Origin of the sequence: Streptomyces sp. NPDC020299 (assembly GCF_044387825.1) — a bacterium.
In the GTDB taxonomy this organism is placed as follows: domain Bacteria; phylum Actinomycetota; class Actinomycetes; order Streptomycetales; family Streptomycetaceae; genus Streptomyces.
The window spans coordinates 292,668-311,857 of the sequence record NZ_JBIRWL010000002.1 but is presented as its reverse complement, the minus strand read 5'-3'; the positions used below and the strand labels follow the sequence as shown (position 1 = coordinate 311,857).

16 protein-coding genes and 1 pseudogene are annotated in these 19,190 nt (G+C 70.6%); 11 read left to right on the top strand and 6 right to left on the bottom strand.

What is annotated here, in order from left to right:
- Window positions 1-84: 84 nt before the first annotated feature.
- Complete coding sequence (gene pepN / locus ACH45E_RS05565) at window positions 85-2,535, bottom strand: aminopeptidase N (RefSeq protein ID WP_361444519.1); 2,451 nt, start codon at window positions 2,533-2,535, stop codon at window positions 85-87.
- A gap of 274 nt (window positions 2,536-2,809) precedes the next feature.
- On the opposite strand from pepN, the pseudogene ACH45E_RS05560 reads away from it, so the two are divergent.
- The 6 genes and pseudogenes from ACH45E_RS05560 to ACH45E_RS05535 form a co-directional block, all read left to right on the top strand.
- Window positions 2,810-3,307 (top strand): annotated as a pseudogene (locus ACH45E_RS05560) (PAS domain-containing protein); the annotation flags it as partial.
- A complete protein-coding gene (locus ACH45E_RS05555) occupies window positions 3,285-3,551 on the top strand; it encodes a SpoIIE family protein phosphatase (RefSeq protein WP_399040212.1) in 267 nt (88 codons plus the stop codon). The pseudogene ACH45E_RS05560 and the gene ACH45E_RS05555, both read left to right, overlap by 23 nt.
- A 256-nt stretch (window positions 3,552-3,807) precedes the next feature.
- Window positions 3,808-6,366, top strand: coding sequence for a class III lanthionine synthetase LanKC (lanKC, locus tag ACH45E_RS05550; protein WP_361444522.1), 2,559 nt, complete (start codon window positions 3,808-3,810; stop codon window positions 6,364-6,366).
- A 115-nt stretch (window positions 6,367-6,481) separates the two neighbouring features.
- Window positions 6,482-6,607, top strand: a complete 126-nt coding sequence (locus ACH45E_RS05545) for a SapB/AmfS family lanthipeptide (protein ID WP_361444525.1) — start codon at window positions 6,482-6,484, stop codon at window positions 6,605-6,607.
- Between the two features lie 155 nt (window positions 6,608-6,762).
- Window positions 6,763-8,469 (top strand): ABC transporter ATP-binding protein, encoded by a 1,707-nt coding sequence (locus tag ACH45E_RS05540; protein WP_399040051.1) that lies wholly within the window; start codon window positions 6,763-6,765, stop codon window positions 8,467-8,469.
- 44 nt (window positions 8,470-8,513) lie between these two features.
- Window positions 8,514-10,418, top strand: a complete 1,905-nt coding sequence (locus ACH45E_RS05535) for an ABC transporter ATP-binding protein (protein ID WP_361444531.1) — start codon at window positions 8,514-8,516, stop codon at window positions 10,416-10,418.
- Here the strand turns inward: ACH45E_RS05535 and ACH45E_RS05530 are convergent.
- The gene (locus ACH45E_RS05530; protein ID WP_361444534.1) at window positions 10,354-11,043 is read right to left on the bottom strand and encodes an SDR family oxidoreductase; all 690 of its coding nucleotides are present in this window, start codon (window positions 11,041-11,043) and stop codon (window positions 10,354-10,356) included. The genes ACH45E_RS05535 and ACH45E_RS05530 overlap by 65 nt on opposite strands.
- A gap of 273 nt (window positions 11,044-11,316) precedes the next feature.
- Between ACH45E_RS05530 and ACH45E_RS05525 the strand changes: the two genes are divergently transcribed.
- Entirely contained in the window at window positions 11,317-11,763 is a 447-nt protein-coding gene (locus tag ACH45E_RS05525) for an XRE family transcriptional regulator (RefSeq protein WP_361444537.1), read from the top strand.
- On the opposite strand, the gene ACH45E_RS05520 is transcribed toward ACH45E_RS05525, so the two are convergent.
- Together ACH45E_RS05520 and ACH45E_RS05515 are read right to left on the bottom strand one after the other, a co-directional pair.
- On the bottom strand, window positions 11,756-12,271 hold the full coding sequence (locus ACH45E_RS05520; protein ID WP_361444540.1) for a LuxR C-terminal-related transcriptional regulator: 516 nt from the start codon (window positions 12,269-12,271) through the stop codon (window positions 11,756-11,758). The genes ACH45E_RS05525 and ACH45E_RS05520 overlap by 8 nt on opposite strands.
- A 145-nt stretch (window positions 12,272-12,416) precedes the next feature.
- Window positions 12,417-13,325 (bottom strand): SDR family NAD(P)-dependent oxidoreductase, encoded by a 909-nt coding sequence (locus ACH45E_RS05515; RefSeq protein ID WP_361444543.1) that lies wholly within the window; start codon window positions 13,323-13,325, stop codon window positions 12,417-12,419.
- Window positions 13,326-13,421: 96 nt separating this feature from the next.
- Here ACH45E_RS05515 and ACH45E_RS05510 point away from each other — a divergent pair, with 96 nt between their 5' ends.
- On the top strand, window positions 13,422-14,048 hold the full coding sequence (locus ACH45E_RS05510; RefSeq protein WP_361444546.1) for a TetR family transcriptional regulator: 627 nt from the start codon (window positions 13,422-13,424) through the stop codon (window positions 14,046-14,048).
- A gap of 24 nt (window positions 14,049-14,072) precedes the next feature.
- On the opposite strand, the gene ACH45E_RS05505 is transcribed toward ACH45E_RS05510, so the two are convergent.
- Complete coding sequence (locus ACH45E_RS05505) at window positions 14,073-14,270, bottom strand: hypothetical protein (RefSeq protein ID WP_361444549.1); 198 nt, start codon at window positions 14,268-14,270, stop codon at window positions 14,073-14,075.
- Window positions 14,271-14,747: 477 nt separating this feature from the next.
- Between ACH45E_RS05505 and ACH45E_RS05500 the strand changes: the two genes are divergently transcribed.
- The 3 genes from ACH45E_RS05500 (at window position 14,748) to ACH45E_RS05490 (ending at window position 18,584) form a co-directional block, all read left to right on the top strand.
- The gene (locus ACH45E_RS05500; protein ID WP_361444552.1) at window positions 14,748-15,155 is read left to right on the top strand and encodes a YciI family protein; all 408 of its coding nucleotides are present in this window, start codon (window positions 14,748-14,750) and stop codon (window positions 15,153-15,155) included.
- A gap of 8 nt (window positions 15,156-15,163) precedes the next feature.
- Entirely contained in the window at window positions 15,164-16,309 is a 1,146-nt protein-coding gene (locus ACH45E_RS05495; RefSeq protein WP_361444951.1) for a DUF6596 domain-containing protein, read from the top strand.
- Between the two features lie 268 nt (window positions 16,310-16,577).
- Entirely contained in the window at window positions 16,578-18,584 is a 2,007-nt protein-coding gene (locus ACH45E_RS05490; protein ID WP_361444555.1) for a non-reducing end alpha-L-arabinofuranosidase family hydrolase, read from the top strand.
- On the opposite strand, the gene ACH45E_RS05485 is transcribed toward ACH45E_RS05490, so the two are convergent.
- Window positions 18,559-19,176, bottom strand: a complete 618-nt coding sequence (locus tag ACH45E_RS05485; protein WP_399040047.1) for a 2'-5' RNA ligase family protein — start codon at window positions 19,174-19,176, stop codon at window positions 18,559-18,561. The two genes, ACH45E_RS05490 and ACH45E_RS05485, sit on opposite strands and share 26 nt — an antisense overlap.
- Window positions 19,177-19,190 lie beyond the last annotated feature (14 nt).

Genomic DNA, 19,190 nt, shown 5'->3' with positions numbered 1-19,190 from the left:
GGCAGGGTCACTTGAGGCACTGAGATTCAGCACCGGCCAGTGACCTGTTCCTGCTTGCTTCTGCGTCTCGGGAGCACCACCGTGTTACACCTTCATTTGATCCGCCCGGAAAGTTCGGGAATGGAGCATTCGGCTGACCATGTCCGAGCGTTCCAAGAGGGTCATGCGGACTACCGGGGCCGCTTCACGGGATGCCTGCCGGGCCTTTTCTATGTACGCGGGATCTATGGCCTGGGCAGGGAAGAGGTGGCTTGTGAAGGCGGCGGCCGCGATCATTCCGCCTTGATGCAGATGGGGGATCGAGTCCAGGTAGCGCCGGGTGTAGGGCAGCAGCAGCGCGTCCTGGGAGGGGCGCCAGAAGGCCGCCGCGACCTGGCCGACCGACTGGACGGGGACCTGACGGTCCACGACCAGCTGCTGCCAGACCTCCGCCTTCGCGGTGGGGTCGGGCAGGGCGGCTCGTACGGTGAGGGCGCGGATCCAGGCGTCGGGGTCCGGGTCGCGTCCCAGCAGGACGGCCGCCTCGGACGCGACGTCCCGGCCGAGTTCCGCCTCCCGGACCAGCGCGCGCCAGCGCAGGTCCACGTCGTCACCCGCCTGTTCGCGGAGCCATGCCAGGTCGTCCGGGGCCGCCGCCGTGCGGGCCAGACCGCGCAGCGCGACCTGACGGTGACCGGGACTCGCGGCGAGGTGCCGGCACGCTGCCGCGACTTGTGCCGTCAGCCCGTCGCGTTCGCCGGGCGACGCCCACAGTTCGGCGATGTTCGCGGCGAGGGTCAGGTACGGCTCGATCGCGGCGTCGGACGTCTCGGCCGTCAGGACCGCCGTGACGCACCGTCCGGCTTCCGTCGCCGTGGCCTCGCCGTTCGTCAGCATGTCCCACACGGTGGACGCGGCCACGGCCCGCGAGACGGCTGTGGGCAGTTGTGCCGCCGTGCGGAAGAGGGCGTCCCTCGTCGTGGGCTCCGGGCGGGACGTGGCGAAGGTCAGGCCGTCGTCGTTGATCAGCAGGACGTCCGCCGCGGGCGGGAGGCCGGTGACCGCGGTTCGGGCCTGCGTCACCTCGACCCGGACCAGCGCCCTGCGTTCCAGCGCTCCGCCGTTCCCGCCGTACGCACCCACCGCCAGCACCTGGGGGCGCGGGGTACCGGCGGCCACCAGTGTGACGGTCTCGCCGTCACACTCCAGTGAGAAGCGGTCGGCGCCCGCCGTCTCGAGCCAGGCCGTGCGCCAGGCGTCCAGATCCCGCCCGCTGACCTCCGAGAGGGCGTCGATCAGGTCCTGGAGGGTGGTGTTGCCCCACGCGTGACGGGCGAAGTAGGCGGCCATGCCGGCCGTGAAGCGCTCTTCGCCGACGTACGTCATGAGCTGCTGGAGGACGGAGGCGCCCTTGGGATAGGTGATGCTGTCGAAGATCGACGCGGCCTGCGCGACGTCCTGGATGGGCTGGTGGATCGGGTGGGAGGCGGGGCCCTGGTCGGCCAGGTACGCCCTGAGCTTGCCGCCCACGAGGTGGCTCGCCCACACGTCGGTGTACCGGGTGGCCCGCTCGGCGGCCCAGTGGCAGGCGAACTCCGCGAACGCCTCGTTCAGCCAGAGGTCGTCCCACCAGCGCATGGTGACGATGTTGCCGAACCACATGTGGGCCATCTCGTGCAGCAGCACCCTGGCGAACTGCTCGCGCTCGGCGGGCGTGGGCGTGGCCCGCCGCAGGAACACGTCCGACCAGGTCACGCAGCCGTAGTTCTCCATCGCCCCGCCGAACTCGGGCGTGAACACCTGGTCGTACCTGCGCTGCGGGAACGGCATCGCGAAGGCCTCGCCGAAGAAGGCGAGGCCCTGGCGGGTGAGGGTGAAGATCTCGTCGGCGTCGCGTGCGAGAACCCCGGCGAGCGAGCGGCGGGCGTAGAGGCCCAGGTCATAGCCATCGGCCTCGCGGCGGATCTCGTGGAACGGGCCCGCGTTGACGACGGTGTTGTACACGGACAGGGGCGGGGTGTCCGGGAAGGTCCAGCGGCGGGCCGAGCCCAGTTCCTCCACGCGCGGGTCGCCCGAGTTGCTGATGACCGTCCACGCGGGCGGGGCCGTGACGGTGAACGCGTGCGGGGCCTTGAGATCGGGCTGGTCGAAGCACGCCCAGACGAACCGGGCCTCGTCCGGTTCGAAGCTCGTCCACACATAGACCTCGCCGTCCGCGGGGTCGATGGCCTTGTGCACGCCCTCGCCCGTGGCCGTGTCGGCCTGGACGCTCTCCACACGCAGTACGTTGTGCCCGGCCAGGGCGGGCAGCGGGATACGGCCGTCATCGGTGGCCGTGAGGGGGACGCCGTTCAGCGTGGCGCCCCGCACCTGTGCCGCGCAGTCCACGAAGGTGTCCGCGCCCGGCTCGCGGCAGCTGAAGGTCACGGTGGAGACGCATCGGACCTCGGGCCCCACGGGCAGGGCCGTGAGATCGATCTCCACGTCGTACCGCTCCACCGTCAACAACGCGGCCCGTCGTTCGGCTTCGGTACGGGTAAGGCTCCGCATCCCCATGCGCCCTCCTTCGGCAGACAGCAGGCGTCAGCGTACGACGGAGCCCCCCGGTGACCGCAGCCGTTTTCGGGAGGGAGCGGCCGGTCACCGGGCAGACGCGAGGCGCTGCACACGGCGACTTCTCTGAACTTCTCCTGCCGTCGCGAGGGACGATGGAAGCCCCGCCCCCGCGCGCGGGACCGGACGGAAGGAGTTCCGTGCGTCCCACACCGAACGCTCGTCCGGGTTTCCTGACGCCGGTACCGGTGCTGCGGAGCCGGGCGGTCTGCTGGACGTGCTGCGCATGGCGGCCATCGTGCTGGACGCGCGCGGGCGGATCGTGTTGTGGAGTCCGCCGGCGGAGTCGCTGTTCGGCTACACGGCGGCCGAGGCGCTGGGCCGCTACGCCGGTCGCCTGCTGGTGGCCGAGGAACACCTCGAACTCGTCCTGCGCCTGTTCGACGAGGTCATGCGTACGGGCGAGAGCTGGGCCGGGACCTTTCCCATGCGGCACAAGGACGGCAGGACACACCTGCTGGAGTTCCGCAACATGCGTCTGCAGAACGACGAGGGCGACTACTACGCCCTCGGCCTGTGCGCGGAGCAGGAAACCCTGCGCAAGATCGAGCAGGACGTGGCCCTGTCGATGCGGTTGGCGGAACAGTCACCGATCGGGCTGGCCGTACTCGACCCCGAATTGCGGTACGTGGCGGTGAACGCCGCCCTGGAGCGCATCGACGGGATCCCGGCCGAGCAGCGCCTGGGGCGATCTGCCCAGCGGCGCCCCCCTGGGCACCGGGACCGCCTCCTACCGTGCGGTCACCCTTCCGTTCGACACGGGCGATCGGCTCGTGCTGTACACCGACGGCCTGATCGAACGCCGCAGGGAGGACATCGACAGCCGTCTTCAGGTCCTGCTCCGCCTGCTCGACACTCCCGGCACTTCGCTGGAAGACATGTGCGACCACCTCCTGCACGCGTTGCGCAATCCCGACGATGACGACGACGTCGCTCTGCTGATAGCCAGCCCACGCTGACTACGGGCACGGTCACGGAGCCGATGGCCGAACAGGTATGCCAGCGCACGATATGGCGCATTTTGGATGATGATGGCTTCGCGCGCCCAATGCGCGCGCTTGATGCGCCCTGCCGACCTGAGGGTGATTGGTCTTACCTTCACATAACAAGCCGCAAAAAGGGCCGACATAACGGCCCTTGAGGGTGAAGGACGGCACATCCGTTCTTTATCCGTCCTTCAGGAAAGGCTTGTCGCCGCGCTTTGGGGGGGCTGTTATGGACATGCGCTACGAGGCCTATTCGTACGCCGATCACGTGTTCTACGACTCGCCTGTTCGGTGGGCAACCAAGGACGAGTTCGCTGCCACCGAAGAGCCTTTACCGGCCGGCTGGCTGGGCAACACGAGAGACGTATGGGTGGGCCGTCAGCCCGCGGACGTCGAACTGCCCGACCAGGGCTGGAAGATCCACGTGTCCGCCTGCCTGGACAACGCGGAGCACATCCTGTCGGCCGTCAGCAGGTACTGCTTCGACCACCGGGTGGCGTTCAAGTTCCTGCGCAGTCCGGCACTGGTGCAGACGCAGAACGCGAAGTACGCCTCACGCGGCTCGAGCGGGAAGTTCATGACGCTCTACCCCGTCGACGAGCCGACGCTGGAGCGATGTCTGGGCGACCTCGACGCGGCGCTCGCCGGCCGGCCGGGACCGTACATCCTCAGCGACGTGCGCTGGCGCGACGGCCCGCTGTATCTGCGCTACGGCGGATTCACCGAGCAGTTCTGCCGGTCGGAGACCGGAGAGCTCGTCCTGGCGCTGCGCGAGCCGTCGGGGCGGCTCCGCCCCGACGTACGGCGCGCGGTGTTCGACGTGCCCGAGTGGGCCCCCGTACCGGCCGTCCTCAAGCAGGCCCTCGCCGACCAGGCCAGATCGAGCATGGCCGACTTCCCCTACACCGTGGAACGGGCCCTGCACTTCTCCAACGGCGGAGGCATCTACGTCGGCCGGCCCATCGGCGGCGGCGAGGAGGTCGTCCTCAAGGAGGCCCGCCCGCACGCCGGGCTCGACCAGCGCGGGGACGACGCCGTCGAGCGGCTCGGCAGGGAGCGCGACATCATGAGGCGGCTGGCCGGCGTGCGCGCCGTACCCGCCGAACTCGGCCATCTCACCGCCTGGGAGCACCACTTCCTGGTGCAGGAGTACATACAGGGCGAGCCGCTGAACAAATGGTTCGGGCGGCGCTACCCCCTCATCCACCCCGCTCCGGACGACAAGACCATCGCCCGCTACCGCGAGGAGGCCCTGGCCGTCCTGGCGAGTATCGAGGAGGGCCTGCGCGCCATCCACGAACGAGGCGTCGTCTTCGGCGATCTCCACCCACGCAACCTCATCGTCCGCCCGGACGGGCAGGTGTGCTTCATCGACTTCGAACTCGCTTCACCGGTCGACGAGTTCGTCAGACCCGGACTGGGTGCCGCCGGCTTCGCCGCCCCCGCCGACCTCCAGGGATTCGCGATCGACGAGTACGCGCTCGACGCGCTCCGTCTGTGGATCTTCATGCCGCTCATGCAACTCACCTCTCTGGACCCGGGGAAGAGAGCCGAACTGTCCGCCGCCGCGACCAGGCGCTTCGGCCTGCCCACCCGCACGCCCCCCGACCAGGACTTCCAGGACCCCCAACGCACCACGCTGACCGAGCTGTTCGGCGGCGACCGCGCCACCTGGCCGGCGCTGCGCGACTCGATGGCGGCGGCGATCACGGCGAGCGCCACCCCGCAGCGCGACGACCGCCTCTTCCCGGGGGATCCCAACCAGTTCACCCATGACGGACTCGGACTCGCCTACGGTGCGGCAGGCGTGCTCTGGGCGCTGCACTCCACAGGCGCGTCCGTCGACGCCGACCACGTCCAGTGGCTCCTGGACGCCGTCCCACGCGAACCCTGCCGCCCCGGCCTCTACATCGGCTCGCACGGCGTCGCCCTCGCCCTGGACCGTCTCGGCCACACCCAGCAGGCGCACAACCTCCTGGACCGGCTCCTGCAGGACTCCCCCGACGGCCACGGCACCGATCTCGCCGAGGGACTGCCCGGCATCGGACTGACCCTCCTGCACTTCGCCGAGAGGACCGGCGACCACGCCCTGCACACGGCCGCACTCGACACCGCCGAACGTCTGGCCGCGCGCCTGCGACAGACCTCCGGCGACACCGCTCCGGCAGCGCGGCAGCGCACCGGCCTCATGTACGGCGGCTCCGGGTCCGCGCTGTTCTTCCTCCGCCTGTACGACGCCACCGCCGACACCGGGCTTCTCGACCTCGCGGAACAGGCCGTCGACGACGACCTCGCCCGGTGTGTCCTGGGTGAGGACGGCACGCTCCAAGTGGACGACGGCAGCAGGGTGTTGCCCTACCTGGAGTCGGGCAGCGCCGGCATCGCCGCCGTACTCCACGACCTGCTGCGCCATCGACCGGACGAGCGGCGGCAACAGAGCCTCGATCAGATCCGCGGCGCCGCGGAGCCCGAGTTCATCGTCCAGCCCGGTCTGTTCAACGGGCGGGCGGGACTGATCCTGCTGCTGCATCACCTGCAGGACGGCGCTTCGCTCCACGAGCCCGTCATCCGGCGGCACATCCGGCGACTGGCCTGGCACCTCATCCCCTACCAGGGACACGTGGCGTTCCCCGGCGAGCAGTTGCTGCGCCTGTCGATGGACCTCGCCACCGGATCCGCCGGCGTCCTGCTCGCCCTGGGATCGGCCCTCGCCGGAACCCCGGCGCTGCCCTTCTGGAGCGGTGGACGTGCCACGGCACCCGCCGCCCCGGTCCGGCAAGTCTCCTGACCGCCGCTCCACCGAGAGCGGCGCCACCCCACTGCGACCTCCGCAGTCGCAGTCCACGAGTTCCCGGTGCTCGCCGGGAAAGCAGGAACACCCATCACAGTGACAGGAGTGCATCATGTCCATCCTCAGCCTGCAGGCCCTGGAGACCCCCGAAGAGAGCACCGAGTACATGTCCGTGCTCAGCTCGCTCAGCGCGGTCAACTGCACCAACAGCACCGTCAGCACGCTGCTCTGCCTGTAGCGGATGCACCCGCCGGGCCGCCCGTACGGCATGCCGTCGGCCGACCCGGTGACACACGGCCGGCCCGGACTGCGAAGCAGTCCGGGCCGGTGCCCTTTGTTCCGCCGGCACCCCCACGTCCGCCGGCCACGCCATCTCCCGGAGGGACCCCGAAAATGGGAAACGATCGCCGAGGGCAGCCGAGACGCGAGGAGGTCCACAACCGGATGTGGTGGCCCACCGTCCTGGCGATCTCGGTGACGCTGAGCTCGGTGTCCGCACTGGTCCTGCCCACCGTCCTCGCCAGAGCCGTCGACCGGGTCCTGTCCGGCGGCGCCACCGCCGGCTTCCTGCCGGTCGCCGGCGCCGTCGGCCTTCTCACGGCGGCCGAGGCCACGGCGCAGTACGCGGGTCCGCGGGCCACCGCCGGGGCGACCGCCCGGCTGCGCGCCGCCATGGTGCGGCACACCCTGGCCGTCGGTCCCTGTCCACCCGGGCGACTGGCCACGGGAGACCTGGTGGCCCGGCTCACCGGAAGCACCGCCGAGGCCGCGCTCACCGTCCAGGCCGCGGTCTATGCCGTCGCCCAGCTCACCATGGCACTCGGCGCCGTGGTCGCACTGGGGCTGCTCGCCCCGGAACTCGCCGCCGTGTTCCTGGCCATGGCGCTCCTGGGCTACCTGCTGGTGCGCCGGCAGGTCAGGAACACCGCCCAGCGAGGTGCGGGCTACCTGCGGGCACAGGGCGACGTAGCCGCACGACTGCTGGACGCGCTGGCCGGCAGCCGTACCATCGCCGCCGCGGGAACCGTCGAGCAGGAGATCGAGCGGGTGCTGCGACCGCTACCCGAACTAGGCCGGTACGGGCGCGCCCTGTGGGACAGCCAGCGCCGCGTCGCCTGGTCCACCGGGCTGCTCGCCCCGGCCACGCAGATCATCGTGCTCGGCGTCGCCGGGCACGAGCTCTCCACCGGGGAGATCACCCCGGGCGACCTGATCGCGGCACTCGGCTACGCCACGCTCGGCCTCGGCGGTTTCGGCACCGTACAGAGCCTCCTGGACTTCGCCCGGGCCAGAGCGGGACAGGCCCGGGTCCTGGCAGCCCTGCGTACGTCCCCGGACCCACCGGGCCTGCGCGCCCTGCCCCCCGGCCCGGGGCGTCTCGAGATCCGTGCGGTCACCGTACGGAGGGCGGGAAGCGCCGTCCTCGACCGACTGGAGCTCGTCGTCCCCGCACGGTGCTGCGTCGCCCTCGTCGGCCGCTCCGGCGCGGGCACGTCCTTGCTGGCAGCGGTGGCCGGCGGGCTCCTGGCCCCGGACGAAGGCATCGTGCTCCTGGACGGCGTACCCCTGGACGAGATCCGCCCCGCCGACGTGCGTGCCGCCGTTTCCTATGCCTTCAGCGACCCCGTGCTGACCGGTGCCACGGTCCTCGACGCCATCCGTGTCGCCGCCCGGCCGGTCCCCGAAGCCCGCGCCCACCAGGCCGCCCGCACCGCGCAGGCGGACGCCTTCGTCCGCCGCCTCCCTTCCGGCTATCACACCGCCGTGTCGGAAGCGCCACTCTCCGGCGGAGAGCGTCAACGGGTCGGGCTCGCACGCGCCCTCAGCCGCGACTGCCGGCTCCTCGTCCTCGACGACGCGACCTCCAGCCTCGACACCACCACCGAAGCCTCGGTCCTGTCCGCCATGGACGTCACTCACGGGGCCCGCACCCGACTGGTCGTGACCCGCCGGACATCGACAGCCGCCCGCGCGGACCTCGTGGCATGGCTGCACGAGGGCCGCATCCAGGCAGTCGCCCCCCACCAGGAGCTGTGGCAACAGCCCGCCTACCGCCGCATCTTCCGCGACACCGAGGACGACCGGGACGCGGGCGACTGAGATCCACCTGCGCCCCGTAGCCACGTACGAAAGGACAGGCACGCATGGGCGACCGCACCGCCGGCGCACGTCACCCCAACCCGACTCCAGCGGCCCGGCCCACGACCGGTACCGATGCCGGCACCGGCAACGCAGCCGTGCGCCTGGTGCGAAGCAGCCTCGCGCACAGCCGCGGGCAGGCATGGCGGCTGACGCTCTGGACACTGCTGTCCACCGCTCCGGCACTCGTCTCCGGCAAGGTTCTCGCCATCGCCGTGGACCAGGGCTTCATGGCGCAGCGCCCCCGCGCGGCGGTGCTGGGCCTGGGTGTGTTCGCCCTGTGCGCGCTCGTCGGGGCGTGGGCGAGCCGGCAGGCCTATCCCTGGCTCGCCGAGATCGTGGAGCCGCTGCGCGACCGCCTCCTGCGTGATGTCGTCACCGGCACGCTGCGCCGTGCGGTGGCCGACGGGGCGCCGCGGGACGACGGTTTCGCGGCCGTCGCCGTCGCTCAGCTCACCCGGCAGGTGGAGGCGGTCCGGGACGCACTCGCCGGGCAGCTCATGCTCGTGTGGCATTTCGCCCTGACGGCCGCGGCGGTCATCGCCGGGACCGCTGTCATCGCCCCGGCCGCTGTGCCGCTCGTCGCGGGGCCGATCGTCGTGGCGCTCGCCCTGTTCGCCGCCCTCGCCCCCGCCACCGTTCGCAGGCAGCGCGAGGCGTTCGAGGCCGAAGAGACGCTGGCCAGGAACGCGGTCACGACCGTGGAAGCCCTGCGTGACCTGGTGGCGTGCGGGGCGTACGAGCAGGCGGAGCGCGAGGCCCTCGAGGCCGTGCGGGCCAGCTTCCGCGCGTCCCGTGCGCTGGCGCGGGTGTCGGCGGCGCGGCGGCTGATCGTGGCGCTGGGCGGGCACAGTCCTCTCCTGCTGGTGGTTCTCGCCGCCCCCGGCCTCGCCGATGACGGCATGACCTCCGGCGCCATCCTGGGCGTACTCGCCTATGTGCTGGCCACCCTGGAACCCGCGATCCGTCTGCTGGTCCAGGGCGTCGGTGCCTCCTGGCTCCGGCTGGCCGTGGCAGCCGAGCGCCTCGCGGAGGCCGCCCGCCATCCGGAACCGGAGCCGGATCCCCATCCCTCGCTCCGGCCCGCGGACGGGTCGGCCGTCCTGTCGGGGATCACTTTCGCCTACGGCCCGGAGGCCGAGCCGGTGCTCGACGGTCTCGATCTGGCCCTCGCCGACGGCGACGACCTGGTCGTCGTCGGCCCCTCCGGCATCGGCAAGTCCACGATGGCGGACCTGCTGGCCGGAATCCGCAAGCCCGACAGCGGACAGATCGTTCTCGGCGGTGTGCCTCTCGACCACGTCACACGCCGCGATCTGACCCGTGCCAGGGTCCTGCTGCCCCAGAACCCCTATGTCTTCACCGGGTCCTTGAGAGAGAACCTCTGCTATCTAGCCCCGGACGCCGCGGACGGCGTCATCGCCGCGGCCGTCGCGGAACTGGGCATGGAGGGCCTGGTCGGCCGCCTCGGCGGGGTGGACGGCTGGGTCGAGCCCGCTCAGCTCTCCTCCGGGGAACGGGAATTCATCGCCCTGGGGCGTGCCTACCTCTCCCCCGCGCGGCTGGTCGTCCTCGACGAGGCGACCCGCCATCTCGACGCGGCGGCCGAACGGCGGGTGGAAGAGGCGTTCCGACGGCGGCCCGGCACGGTGGTGACGATCGCGCACCGCATCGCGCCGGCCCGCCGTGCGGGCCGGGTGCTGCTCCTGGACGGCGTCCGGCCCTGGGCCGGCACGCATGACACGCTGCTGGCCGAGGCGCCGCTCTACGCCGATCTGGTCGGCCACTGGGACCTCGGTGCCGCCGCGCCCGGCGGCACCCGGTCCGACGGGAGCGGAGCGGAACTCACCGTCCGGGGCGCAGCGTCAGATCGCTCATCGTCGCGTCCCTCGGCAGATCCAGCGCCGTGACGACGGCGGAGGCGACCGAAGCCGCGCTCATGTGGGCGTCCGGGTCGTAGGGGAGGCCGAACTGTTCGTGCAGCCGCACCTGCATCGGCGTGTCGGTCTCACCGGGGAAGACGGTGGTGACGCGCACCCCGTGCTCGTACTCCTCCGCCCTGAGGGATTCGGCCAGCGCTTTCAGCCCGAACTTGGAGGCCGCGTAGGCGCTCAGGCGCGGCGGCGCGTACATCCCCGCGCCCGAGTTCATGAAGACGACGTGTCCGCGCGCCGCCCGGAGGGCGGGAAGAAGCAACCGCGTGAGCTCCGCCGGTGCGGCCAGATTGACCGCGAGTGTGCTCTGCCAGACCTCCGCGGCCGTGCCGTCGACCCGTCCCGCCTCCGCCACGCCGGCGATGTGCAGCAGCGAGTCCAACCGTCCGGGCAGCTCCTGCGCCTCCAACTCTCCACGCAGCGAACCAGGTTCGGCCAGATCGGCCACCACGGTCCGGCACCCCGGAAAGCGGATGCGCAGCTCCCTCGCCCGCGCCTCGTCCCGGGCCAACAGCCACAGTTCCTCCCCTCGCGCCGTGAGGACGGCGGCCAACGCCGCACCGATACCCGAACCAGCACCTGTGACCATATACACGCTCATAGGATCTTAGATACCCAGATGCACCGCTATATCCACCAGACTTGCGGGCTTGATGCGGAGTGCCACCGCGCCCGGGGCGCGTGCGGTCATGTCCGAACGGGACGAACTCTCTTCCCATCCGGCCTCTCCCCGGGCCAGTGGCTCAAAAGCTGCTGGTGACCGCCGTAATGTGGCACCCGCTGGACCATTTCTGCACAAGTAAGAAAGAACCAAGCAGTGAATCGACCACCATTCTCCGCAGTCGGCGCGTTAGCGGCACGACAGCGTCTCGGCATGTCACATGAGCAGGTGGCAGGGCAGCTGAACGCCCTTGCGGTCCCTGCCGATCCGAACCTGGTGATTTCCTGGGAGAGCGGTTCCTCCCGCCCCACCGAGAAACAACTGTTCGCACTGGCGGATGTTCTGTGGTGCCGGACCACTGAATTGATGGGCATCGAAAAGCCTCGAAGCCTGGCAGAGCTTCGGCTGGCCCGGCAGTTCACCGTGAGCATGCTGGCCGAAAGCATCGGAATGAGTGCCGCCGAATACGAGGAGGCCGAGAAGCACAACCAGTGGCGCGGAAACTGTCATCAAACGCTTGCCCTGCTGAACGCGATGGACCTTTCCCTGCCCGAAGTACTGGATGCCATAGGCCAGTCCGAGGTCCAGGTGACCGCCTTGCCCTTGGGGTCGCGGACGTCCCTGTGGAGCCGGGTCCGGCCCGGTCGAGAGGTCATATGAGTCCGGCACGGATGGCATAGGACACCGCGTGCACGCGGTTGCGCAGGCCTAAGCGGAGCATGACGGCGGACATGATGTTCTTGATGGTGCGCTCCGAGTAGCTCAGCTTCATGGCCACCTCGGACAGGGTCAGTCCTTCCGAGATGAGACGCAGCACGTCGATCTCCCGGGAACTGAGCCCGGAGGCGGTCAGGCCCCGGGGACCGAGAACCTGACGCTGGACGTGTTCGAGCTGATCGAGCAGTCTGCCCTGCGCGACCGGGGGCAGACACGCCTGCCCGACGGCGACGACGCGCACCGCGCGCACCACCGCCGTGGCATCGGCCTCCGCTCGCCACAGCACCGCCCGTACCCGATGCTCGGCCACAGCGGCAGGGTCGGCGTACCAACCGCCGTCGGCCACCAGCACGAAACGGGCCTGTGCCGGCGCAGGCAGCCCGCGCAGCAGCTCCAGCGCAGAGGCGTTGACCGAACTCACCGCGACCACCACGGCCTCGGCTTCCGTCACCTCCGCCAGGGTGATGTGCGGGCCACTCCGCAAGGACGCCGTCAGCCCCAGTCTGGTGACCGGATCGACGGCGTGCACAGCGGCACGCACCGAGTTCATGTCTCCTCCTACAGGGGACACCGAGGTGTGAAAGGTGAAGCAGCCGCTACGAGGCCCGCGTGGCCGCGTCTCGTCCGACGTCGCCCTTGCGGGCCCGTGCGATCGTCGCGTCGATGTAGCGGAAGAGCAGGCCGGGGGCGGCGCCGGCCACCCACTTCAAAACCTTGGTGCTCGCCCCGGGAACGACACTGGCCCGGCCGGACTCGGTTCCCTTGAGCATGGCGCGCGCGACGGCGAGGGCGGTGAGCGGCTTTTCACCGCTGGACAGGGCGAGCGTCTCCGGCGGCTTGAGAGGCTGCTCCGCTGTGAGCATCGGTGTGTCGACGTCCGGCGGGTAGACGCCCGTGACGGTGATGCCGTGGGGCCGGTACTCCTGGCGGAGGACTTCACACAGGCCGCGGACGGCGAACTTGCCGGGACAGTAGGCGCCGTAGCCGAAGACGCCGAGCAGCCCGGCCGCCGAGGAGACACAGGTGATGCTGCCACCGCGGCCACTCATCAGGTCGGGCAGCGCAAGACGGACGGGGTACAGCGTGCCGAAGTAGTTGACCTCCATCTGCCGCCGCAGATCCGTGTCGGTCAGGTCCTGGAAGTACGCGGGTCTGGTGATCCCGGCACAGGTGATGACGGACCGGATCGCGCCGTGCTCGGCCCTGCCCCGGTCGAGCGCCGCGGCGACCGCGCCGGCGTCGGCCACGTCAGCGGGCGCGACGACCACGTTGGGCAGCATGCGGTCGCGCAGCGCCTCGGCCTTGGCGCCGTCCGAGGCGATCACTGTGACATGGGCACCCGCCCGCACCAGAAGCTCCGTCGCGGCGAGGCCGATGCCGCCGGTGCCGCCGGTGAGGGCCACGTGCCGGCCGTTCCAGAAGGCGCGATCGACGACGCGTCCGGTGCTCGACCCCGCCCCGCCGTCAGCTCTTCGCTGCCGGTCGCCGGCCGCCCCGCTTGCCATCGTGCCTCCCTCTCCTGAGCTGCAGCGAGTTTGACTTGGGCAACTGTTTTGGTCAAGTGCCCAAATCGCTTGTTCAAGATGTGCGAGAATGGGCCGATGCCCGATAGCCGCAACCCGAGCCGGCGCCGTGACGAGGGCCGGCGTGTCGAGCTCATCGAAGCCGCCACCCGAGTCATCGCCAAGGAGGGGATCGCGGCGGCGACCATCCGTCGGATCGCCGAAGAGGCAGGAGTGCCCGGCAGCCTCGTCCACTACTGGTTCGCGGACAAGGACGAACTCCTGCAGGAGGTACTCGCCGCCGACCTCAACCCGATCCAGAACGCGGTCACCACGGTCACCGAGGCCGGTGACGGCCTGCTCGAGCAACTTCGGGCGGCGTTCCGGGTGATCGAGCAGGACGACCGCGGCCGTCAGATCACTCCGTACGAAATGACGACCTGGGCACTGCGGAAACCTGAAATCGCACACCTGGCGAGGGAGCAGTACGCCTCCTACCGGCAGTTCGGGACGGAGAGCATGTCCGCCTGGGTGGCCGCGACGAACGCCCGGCTGCCTGCCGAGACACCCGTGGCGGGGCAGCTCATCGCGGCTCTCTTCGACGGACTCGTCCTGGCCTGGCTCGCCGACCCCGAGAACACGGACGTGGACGCCGTGCTGAGGCTGGCGTGCGACCTCATGGCACCGTTCGCGCCGGAATCGCCGGACTCGCCAGGCACTTCCTGAGGTCGCAGCCCTTCTTGACCGTCCTCATCGCGCACCGGCCCACCGCCCTGTCGCGGTGTCGAGCTGCTTACGGGCATCGTGGGCAGACGACTCGGCGCTCAGCCGGCCGCCCGACGCGATCTCGGCGTCGCGGATGATCGATCCGACCGCTGCCGGGGCGTCGTCGGCGACGTCGTAGTGCTGGGTGGTCCCAGACGTCAGAGCGACGATGCGGTTCATCACGCCCGGCACGGTGAACAGTTCGCCGCCGACGACCTTCCGCAGCTGCTCGGTGCGCTCGTCCCCGCGCAGCAGAGCGACCTGTGCCCGCGTCCAGCCCAGCCCTCAAGCCGCGATCGCCCGCACTGATCGCGCGTCTTGGTGCCTTCCAGTCCGAGATCGAGAAGGAGCTGGCGGCGGAGCTCAGCATCCGGACCGCATGAAGCGCGCTTTCGACGTACTGACCACGGGCCCGCCGAACAGCGAGGGCCGCCGGAACTGATCCGCACCAGGCGCGGCCATGTCGATCCCCGTTCATGCCTCCATGCCTCCGACAAGGACGGACGGCACCGACAACAGTTCGCGACGTCCCGTAACGGAGGCGTCGCTCTCCGAGATTCTCAAAAAAAATCGGACGGCGATGTCGAGAACCCGTGACCCGCTCCGTCCCCGGGGTGAACGCGACGACAATGGGTCGCACCAGTACCGAGGAGAAACACGATGGCGAAGTACTTGCTGCTCAAGCACTACCGCGGCGCCCCGGCCCCGGTCAACGACGTCTGCATGGACGAGTGGACGCCGGAGGAGATCTCGGCGCATGTGCAGTACATGCAGGACTTCGCGGCCCGGCTCGAGAAGACCGGCGAGTTCGTCGACGGCCAGGCGCTCGCCCCCGAGGGAACGTGGGTCCGGTACGACGGTGAGGGGCGCCCGCCGGTCACCGACGGCCCGTTCGCCGAGACCAAGGATCTCATCGCCGGCTGGATGGTGATCGACGTCGACAGCTACGAGCGCGCCGTCGAGCTGGCCGGGGAGTTGTCGGCCGCCCCCGGCGCGGGCGGGAAGCCGATCCACGAGTGGCTCGAGCTGCGTCCGTTCCTGGCCGCGCCGCCCACCATCACGGAGTGACCTCATCGATGAACGAGGCCCTGCTCCGGAGCCTCACGCCGGGCGTGCTCGGAATCCTCGTCCGCCGCGGAGCCGACTTCGCGGCGGCCGAGGACGCCGTGCAGGACGCGCTGGTCGAGGCGGTCCGCGTCTGGCCGGCCGACCCGCCGCGGGACCCGAAGGGCTGGCTGGCCACCGTGGCCTGGCGCCGGTTCCTCGACGCGACCCGGGCGGATGCCGCCCGCCGCCGGCGTGAGGACCTCGTGGACGAGGAGCCGGCGCCCGGGCCCGCGACCGCGGTGGACGACACGCTCCAGCTCTACTTCCTGTGCGCCCATCCGTCGCTGACACCGGCGTCCGCGGTCGCGCTGACGCTGCGTGCCGTCGGCGGGCTGACCACCCGCCAGATCGCCCAGGCCTATCTGGTGCCCGAGGCGACCATGGCACAGCGGATCAGCCGGGCCAAGCGCACCGTCTCCGGCGTGCGGTTCGACCAGCCCGGCGATGTCGCCACCGTGCTGCGCGTCCTCTACCTGGTCTTCAACGAGGGCTACTCCGGCGACGTCGACCTCGCCGCCGAGGCCATCCGGCTCACCCGTCAGCTCGCGGCCGTGATCGACCACCCCGAGGTGGCCGGGCTGCTCGCCCTCATGCTGCTCCACCATGCCCGGCGCGCCGCCCGGACCGCGCCCGACGGCAGCCTCGTACCGCTTGCCGAGCAGGAGCGCGGCCGGTGGGACACCGAGTCGATCGCCGAGGGCGTCGAGATCCTCCAGGCGGCCCTCGCCCGCGACCGGCTGGGTGAGTTCCAGGCACAGGCCGCCGTCGCGGCACTCCACGCCGACGCACCCACCGCCGAGGAGACCGACTGGGTGCAGATCGTCGAGTGGTACGACGAGCTCGCGCGCCTGACCGACAGCCCGGTCGTCCGGCTCAACCGCGCGGTCGCCGTCGGCGAGGCCGACGGACCGCGCGCCGGTCTGGCGGCGCTCGCGGCACTGGACACCTCACTGCCCCGCCACACCGCGGTGGCGGCCTACCTCCACGAGCGCGACGGCGACCTGGTGACGGCGGCACGGCTGTACGCCGAAGCGGCCCGAAAGGCACCCAACCTCGCCGAGCGCGATCACCTGACGCGCCAGGCCGCCCGGCTCAACTCCCGCCGCCGTCGCTGACAGGACGTCTCCCTTGGCGCGTTCGCTGCGACGGCGGGAGCCGAATGCCACGCAGGGGATTGACGCGCCCTCCGAGGCTCCTATCATCCGTAACGCCCGACGAGTCGTCCGCTGTTCGCCCCATCGAACTCCGCCGGGCCGCACGGGCACGTTGCGTCCGATCCCTCCGAATCACCCTCGCCCGCACGGCGAGCAGACTTGAAATGGGAGCGCTCCCACCGCTTCGGAACGGCACTGCACACCCGCACCCGACCGTACGAGGAGACACATGCGTCAGCCCACCCGCACCGATCGACGCCGAGCCGCCGCAGCGCTGGGCCTGCTGGCCGCCGCCGTACTGGCGGTCTCCGGTACCGCTGCCGCGGTGCCCGATGCCGTGAAGGCCTCCACTCTGGGTGCCCAGGCGGCACAGTCCGGACGCTACTTCGGCGCGGCCGTCGCGGCCGGCAAGCTCGGTGACGGCACTTACGCGACCGTCCTGGACCGCGAGTTCAACATGGTCACGCCCGAGAACGAGATGAAGTGGGACACCACCGAGCGTTCCCGCGGCTCGTTCAACTTCGCTCCCGCCGACCAGATCGTCAACCACGCCACGGCCCACGGCCAGCGCGTGCGCGGCCATACGCTGGTCTGGCACTCCCAACTGCCCGGCTGGGTCAGCGGCATCACCGACGCGAACACGCTGCGCAGCGTGATGAACAATCACATCACCACGGAGATGAGCCACTTCAAGGGCAAGATCTACGCCTGGGACGTGGTCAACGAGGCGTTCGCCGACGGCAGCGGCCAGCACCGCGGTTCGGTGTTCCAGAACGTGCTCGGCAACGGCTTCATCGAGACGGCGTTCCGTACCGCGCGGGCCGCCGACCCCTCGGCCAAGCTCTGCTACAACGACTACAACATCGAGAACTGGAGTGACGCGAAGACACAGGGCGTCTACACCATGGTGCGCGACTTCAAGTCCCGGGGCGTGCCCATCGACTGCGTCGGCTTCCAGGCCCACTTCGGCGCCGGCGGCCCGCCCGCCAGTTTCCAGACGACGCTCTCCAACTTCGCCGCCCTCGGCGTGGACGTACAGATCACGGAGCTGGACATCGCCCAGGCGCCCGCCACGGCGTACACCAACACCGTCAAGGCCTGCATGAACGTGTCGCGCTGCACCGGCATCACCGTGTGGGGCATCCGGGACAGCGACTCCTGGCGCACCGGGCAGAACCCGCTGCTGTTCGACGGCAACGGCAACAAGAAGGCGGCGTACAACGCGGTGCTGACCGCACTGGGCGGCCGGCCGGCGACCGCCCTCCGCGCCTTGGCCGCCGCCCTTCCGTCCAGCTTCGGCTGGAGCTCCAGCGGCACGCTGATCGCGCCCAAGCCGGACTCGACGCACAACATCGCCGGGATCAAGGACCCGTCGGTCGTGTACTACAACGGCAAGTACCACGTGTTCGCCAGCGTCGCCGGTTCCTCCGGCTACGGACTCGTGTACCTGAGCTTCAGCGACTGGTCGCAGGCCGGCTCGGCCACGCACCACTACCTGGACCGGACCGCCATCGGCACCGGATACCGGGCCGCCCCGCAGGTGTTCTACTACGCGCCGCAGAAGCTGTGGTACCTCGTCTACCAGACCGGCAACGCCTCGTACTCCACCAACACCGACATCAGCAACCCGAACGGCTGGAGCGCGCCCCGCAACTTCTACGCGTCGATGCCGGACGTCATCAAGCAGAACATCGGCAACGGCTACTGGGTCGACATGTGGGTGATCTGCGACAGCGCCAACTGCTACCTGTTCTCCTCCGACGACAACGGACACCTGTACCGCTCGCAGACGACCGTGTCCCAGTTCCCGAACGGGTTCACCAACACGGCCATCGCGGCCCAGGACTCCAACAAGTACGCCCTCTTCGAGGCGAGCAACGTCTACAAGGTGCAGGGCAGCAACCAGTACCTGCTGATCGTCGAGGCGATCGGCTCGGACGGGAAACGCTACTTCCGCTCCTGGACCTCCGGCAGCATCGCCGGGTCGTGGACCCCGCTGGCCGCCACCGAGGGCAACCCGTTCGCGCGGGCGAGCAACGTCACCTTCCCGGCCGGTGCCTGGACCAAGGACATCAGTCACGGCGAGATGATCCGCGCGGGCTACGACCAGACCCTGACCATCCCCTCCTGCAAGCTCCAGTACCTGTACCAGGGCCTGAACCCCAACGCGAGCGGCGACTACAACAGCCTCCCGTGGCGGCTGGGCCTGCTCACCCAGACCAACTCGGCCTGCTGACATCCGGCTGGTGTACCGCGCCGGCGCCCAGGTCGATCGTGGCGCGTGTCCGCATGGGGCCGGCACCTCGGCGGGAGAGCAGTGCGATCTCGGCCACGCGTGCGTGCAGCACGCCGAGCCGGGCGGCGCATTCGGGCGCGAGGACGCGCGGGACCCGGGTGCGCCCGAGCGAGAGGTGCGGGGTGAAGCGCGGGAAGCGGTCCGTGCAGTACGGGAAGGGCTCCGCCAGCGCGCGCCGGAGCTCCGTCCAGGGCGCGGCTCCGGCCGCCGCGGGGTCGAGCCACACAGTGGCACAGGACCGGTGGCGGAAGGTGTGGACCCCGCCGAGCCGGATGTCGAAGGGCCGGCATCCGGCGGCCGCGGCGGCCAGCAGCGGGAGCGCCGCCGGGAAGTCCTCCTCCGGTACGAAGCCGAAGAGCAGGTTCACATGGGGCGGCCAGCGGCGGATCTGCGGGTCGTGCTCGATCCGGATGCGCTGGATGGCGGGCCACAGTCCGGCCGGGGGAAGCCATGCCACGGCAGTCCGGGGCGTGGGGCCCGACCCGAGGCGGCCAGGTACCTCGGGCGGGTCGGGGGCTGCGGGGCGGGGCACAGCTTCAGCATGCG

Bases quoted from the DNA above. Each gene is read 5' to 3' on its own strand.
- pepN (WP_361444519.1), bottom strand. From the start codon at position 2,535: ATGGGGATGCGGAGCCTTACCCGTACCGAAGCCGAACGACGGGCCGCG.
- lanKC (WP_361444522.1), top strand. From the start codon at position 3,808: ATGGACATGCGCTACGAGGCCTATTCGTACGCCGATCACGTGTTCTAC.
- ACH45E_RS05545 (WP_361444525.1), top strand. From the start codon at position 6,482: ATGTCCATCCTCAGCCTGCAGGCCCTGGAGACCCCCGAAGAGAGCACC.
- ACH45E_RS05540 (WP_399040051.1), top strand. From the start codon at position 6,763: ATGGGAAACGATCGCCGAGGGCAGCCGAGACGCGAGGAGGTCCACAAC.
- ACH45E_RS05535 (WP_361444531.1), top strand. From the start codon at position 8,514: ATGGGCGACCGCACCGCCGGCGCACGTCACCCCAACCCGACTCCAGCG.
- ACH45E_RS05530 (WP_361444534.1), bottom strand. From the start codon at position 11,043: ATGAGCGTGTATATGGTCACAGGTGCTGGTTCGGGTATCGGTGCGGCG.
- ACH45E_RS05525 (WP_361444537.1), top strand. From the start codon at position 11,317: ATGTCACATGAGCAGGTGGCAGGGCAGCTGAACGCCCTTGCGGTCCCT.
- ACH45E_RS05515 (WP_361444543.1), bottom strand. From the start codon at position 13,325: ATGGCAAGCGGGGCGGCCGGCGACCGGCAGCGAAGAGCTGACGGCGGG.
- ACH45E_RS05510 (WP_361444546.1), top strand. From the start codon at position 13,422: ATGCCCGATAGCCGCAACCCGAGCCGGCGCCGTGACGAGGGCCGGCGT.
- ACH45E_RS05500 (WP_361444552.1), top strand. From the start codon at position 14,748: ATGGCGAAGTACTTGCTGCTCAAGCACTACCGCGGCGCCCCGGCCCCG.
- ACH45E_RS05495 (WP_361444951.1), top strand. From the start codon at position 15,164: ATGAACGAGGCCCTGCTCCGGAGCCTCACGCCGGGCGTGCTCGGAATC.
- ACH45E_RS05490 (WP_361444555.1), top strand. From the start codon at position 16,578: ATGCGTCAGCCCACCCGCACCGATCGACGCCGAGCCGCCGCAGCGCTG.